Raw genomic sequence first — 3,707 nt, 5'->3', positions numbered from 1 at the left:
CTGGTGCACGAGGGCGGCTTTCGCGTGGAACTGCGCACGACCGGGAGCGGCACGGCGGCCAGTGCCGCCGCCCGCGGACAGGATGACGTGGCTGGCGCGCTGGCACGGGCAAAGAACGATCGACCATGAGACCACGCTCCCTCTGGGGACGGGAGGGAGGGTCGATTGGGGCTGGGCGTTGGAGGCGCTGCGGGCGACTGCTTGACCGTCCCGCGGCCGCGGCGGGCCGTGCCGGGGGGGGCGGGCGGCGATTCGGCCCGCCCCTACCGCACAGCCTCCAGCACCGCCTCGAAGATCTCGAACCCGCGCGTCGTCCCGTCGGGGTTCCAGGAGTTGGTCGACACGACGAGGTCGAGCGCGGGCACGATGAACACGTGCTGGCCGCCGTAGCCCCAGCCGAAGATGACCGCAGGCGCAGGCCGCCGCCCACGTGGGGCAGCGAGTCCGGGTGGGCGGGGGTGTGACGGTGGGGTGAACTGACTCCGTTCCCCATGGATCTGACCAGTCTGACTAGTTAGATTGCTTTTCATGTCAGATATCTACTCGACGTACGATGCCAAGGCCCGCTTCTCCGAGATTCTGCGCCGGGTGCGGGAGGGTCGAACGGTGACCATCTCCTATCGCGGCGAGCCGGTAGCCGAGATCAGGCCCATCGCAGCCGAACGAGGGCTGTCGGGCAGGCTGGAGAGGCTCGAGCGCGCGGGGGTCCTGCGTAGGGCGTCGTCGCGGCTGGCCGCCCGTACCCGGAGGCCTAGCCCGGCCCTGGTGAAGCGGCGCCCGGGGGCACTCGAGCGCTTCTTGGGGGAGCGCGAGTGAGGGTCGCCTACGTCGACACCTCGAGCGTCGTCGCTGTCGCCTTCGGGGAGCGCGGCGGCGCGGCGCTGGCCCGGCGCCTCGGCGGGTTCGACGAACTGGTCACGAGCAACCTGCTGGAGGCCGAGCTGAGGGCCGCGTTCGCGCGCGAGGAGGTCGACCTCGACGCCGACCTGCTCGCCGGCTTCAGCTGGATCCTGCCTGATCGCCCGCTCAGCGCCGAGTGCCGCCAGGCGCTCGCCGCCGGCTACCTGCGGGGCGCAGACCTCTGGCACGTTGCCTGCGCCCTGTATCTGTCGCCCGATCCGGGCGAGATGGCCTTCATTACGGCCGACGGCCGCCAGCTCGAGGTGGCGCGGAAGCTGGGCTTCGACGTGTGACTCGACAAGCCGAGCGCGAAGCGGAATAGCCCCCGGGGACGTTTCCGCGGAAACGCGGCCGTTCGATCCCGCGCCTAGAGCTTCTCCCCACCACGGCCGACGGCCCGCCGCCCGCCGCGGACCGCCGTTCTCTCCGGCAAAAGGTCGGCGGCTGCAGTGCGCCGCCACCTACATGGCGACCCGCAAGCCGATCTCGACTCCCCGCCCAGACGGGACGCCGCGCCTCGGCTGGACGGTGAAACCCCAGCGCTGGCTGGAAACCTCGGACCAGCGCTCGGACTTCACCGCTGCTCCTATGGCGCCCCCGAGCAGGACGCCGATCCCTCCGCCTCCCACGGCGCCAAACAAAGCGCCGCCTCCAGCACCAAAGCAGACGAAATCCCCCTCGCATTTGCTTCCTTCGATCACCCCGGCCACCCCTCCGACCGCTGCCCCGACCAATCCTCCGATCAAAGCCCCTCTGCCCATGTTCCGGTGTTGGCCGACGCTGAGCTCGAGCCTCTCCACGTCGGACAGCGCGATCTCCGCCGGCGCCCCCGACTCGTCCGTCAGCAGCAGGCGGTCGGCCTCGATGCTCACGAGGCGGCCGATCAGCACGCCCGTCGAGGCGGCCTGGGAGGCGGCGAACGGCGCCCCGCTCACCGCCCCCTCTCCGGATGGGCCCTCGGGCCCGGCCGGACCCACCGTCACTCGGACGCGCTCGCCCACCAGCGAGGAGGACGGCGCCTGCGCCTCCGCAGGCGCGATGGTGGTCTGCCCAAACAGCGAGACGATCGCGAGTACCAGGATCAAGCCGCGCATGGCGCTTCTCCAGCGTGCAGGTTTCGTGTGCCGTTCGTGACCTGCAATCTGCGCTGCAGGCGGGCGCAGGCAGGTCGCGGAGAGTACGTAGGGAGACCGGCCGGCTTACGTAGGCGGCGCGGCCGATTTACGCCTCACCCCCTCGGGCTCACCCACCGCACTTGGCGCAACGTGCGTCCGCCAGTCCCGTGCGCAGGAAGCGTCGAATCGCTTCTCCCACTTCCCTACCCATCGTCCCCGCGTCGGCCTCCCCTCCGAAGAAACCGCCTTTCAATTCGCCGCTGAAGAGCCCTTCGGCGTACGGCTGAGCGTCGGTCAGGTCGGTGAACCCGCAGGCCATCTTCAACTGTGCCTTGCCGGCCCCCAAGCCGACGAACCAACGGGTGAACCTGCTCCCTTCATCGAACTCCACGATCGAGCACGAAATCAGGACCGCTCCCGGCGCCGGATCCAGCTCCGACACCACCAGTGCGAAATCGCCCGAGCCAGTGAGCTCGTCGATGATGCCGCGTCGGATCGCCGACCCGATCTCGACCAACACCGACTCGCTCGAACAGGTCGGATCCCAGTCCGGGCTGTTCGCAGCAGGGCACAGGCCATCGTCGGGAACCCAGTCCGACGTGATGGGCGCCACCTCGACTGCCGTGAATCGTTTCGGGTGGGTCGCGGGCGGGACTGTGAGCTCGAAGCTGGAGCTCGTCGCACAACTCGCGACCGTCAGGGCCATCGCTCCGACTACCGTCAGGGGCTTCATGGTGTCTCTCCGCGTGGGGCCACAATCGGTTCTCCCCCAGTCTGCAGCATGAGACGACTGAGCCCGCGACCGCGCCCTACGTAGGCGTGAGGTCCAGGCTACGTAGGGGGCGCGACGTCCGCTCGAGCGCGCGCTCCTGTTCGTCCTAGTGAGGGCAGGCAGGCCGAGTGCCCGGGAGCGGTGCCGTCGTTGTCGGCGGGGTTCGGGTCACGCGATGCCGCGGTCGCCCAAATGGTCGCCGCGTTCGACCCGGTGAGCGCCGTAGCCGTGGCCGGGAAGGTGACGGGGGGTTGGGCTAGAGGTGGCCCGACTCCGAATCACCGTGCGCGTTTCCGCGGAAACGCGGCCGGCGCCTGAGTCGGACCGGTTCGTGCGGCACTACCGGGCGTTGGCGTCGGCCTCGAGCCCGGTGGCGGCGGGAGTGGAGAGGAGGACTTCGGTGGCCGCGTAGGACTTCACGAACCACAGGAAGCACGAGGAGGCGATCGATGGATCTCGGACTGGACGGGAAGCGCGCGATAATCACCGGGGGCAGCAGGGGCATCGGCCGAGCCACAGCCGAGGTCCTCGGCGCTGAGGGCTGCGCGGTGGCGATCTGCGCCCGCAATGAAGAGGGCGTCGAGAAGGCGCTCGAGAGCCTACGGGCGCGTGCAGTGACCGCGGTCGGGAGCGCGGTCGACGTCGCCGACGGGCCGAGCCTCGAGCGGTGGGTGGCCGACTCGGCCGAGGCGCTCGGCGGTGTCGACATCGTCGTGGCCAACGTGAGCGCGCTCGGCGGCGGCGAGGGAGAGCAGGGCTGGCGCGATGCGTTCGGGGTGGACCTGCTGCACACGGTACGCACGGTGGAGGCGGCGCTGCCACACCTGAAGCGTTCCGACGCGGGGTCCATCGTCATCGTGTCCTCGGTGGCCGCGCGCGAGGCCGGAGCCTTCGAGGGACCGTACGGCGTGCTCAAGGCC

The 3,707-nt window shown here is 70.2% G+C and carries 5 protein-coding genes; 3 read left to right on the top strand and 2 right to left on the bottom strand.

Translation table 11 applies throughout. The annotated features are described in order from the left end of the window. Window positions 1-528: 528 nt before the first annotated feature. Both ABFS34_16065 and ABFS34_16060 read left to right on the top strand, forming a co-directional pair. On the top strand, window positions 529-816 hold the full coding sequence (locus ABFS34_16065) for a type II toxin-antitoxin system prevent-host-death family antitoxin (GenBank protein ID MEN8376943.1): 288 nt from the start codon (window positions 529-531) through the stop codon (window positions 814-816). Next, entirely contained in the window at window positions 813-1,193 is a 381-nt protein-coding gene (locus ABFS34_16060) for a PIN domain-containing protein (GenBank protein ID MEN8376942.1), read from the top strand. Before ABFS34_16065 ends, ABFS34_16060 begins: the two co-directional genes overlap by 4 nt. 168 nt (window positions 1,194-1,361) lie before the next feature. Here the strand turns inward: ABFS34_16060 and ABFS34_16055 are convergent, their stop codons facing one another. Beyond that, window positions 1,362-1,994 (bottom strand): hypothetical protein, encoded by a 633-nt coding sequence (locus ABFS34_16055; GenBank protein ID MEN8376941.1) that lies wholly within the window; start codon window positions 1,992-1,994, stop codon window positions 1,362-1,364. A 148-nt stretch (window positions 1,995-2,142) separates the two neighbouring features. Beyond that, entirely contained in the window at window positions 2,143-2,748 is a 606-nt protein-coding gene (locus ABFS34_16050) for a DUF4410 domain-containing protein (GenBank protein MEN8376940.1), read from the bottom strand. Between the two features lie 488 nt (window positions 2,749-3,236). On the opposite strand from ABFS34_16050, the gene ABFS34_16045 reads away from it, so the two are divergent. Beyond that, window positions 3,237-3,707 (top strand): SDR family NAD(P)-dependent oxidoreductase (locus ABFS34_16045; protein ID MEN8376939.1); only part of this gene is annotated, 471 nt, incomplete at its 3' end.

It is taken from the genome of Gemmatimonadota bacterium (assembly GCA_039715185.1).
Classification (GTDB): domain Bacteria; phylum Gemmatimonadota; class Gemmatimonadetes; order Longimicrobiales; family RSA9; genus DATHRK01.
The sequence above is the reverse complement of the archived record's forward strand: the minus strand, read 5'-3'. Positions and strand labels throughout refer to the sequence as shown.

Coding starts and splice junctions, on each gene's coding strand:
- ABFS34_16065 (MEN8376943.1), top strand. CDS start 529: ATGTCAGATATCTACTCGACGTACGATGCCAAGGCCCGCTTCTCCGAG.
- ABFS34_16050 (MEN8376940.1), bottom strand. CDS start 2,748: ATGAAGCCCCTGACGGTAGTCGGAGCGATGGCCCTGACGGTCGCGAGT.
- ABFS34_16055 (MEN8376941.1), bottom strand. CDS start 1,994: ATGCGCGGCTTGATCCTGGTACTCGCGATCGTCTCGCTGTTTGGGCAG.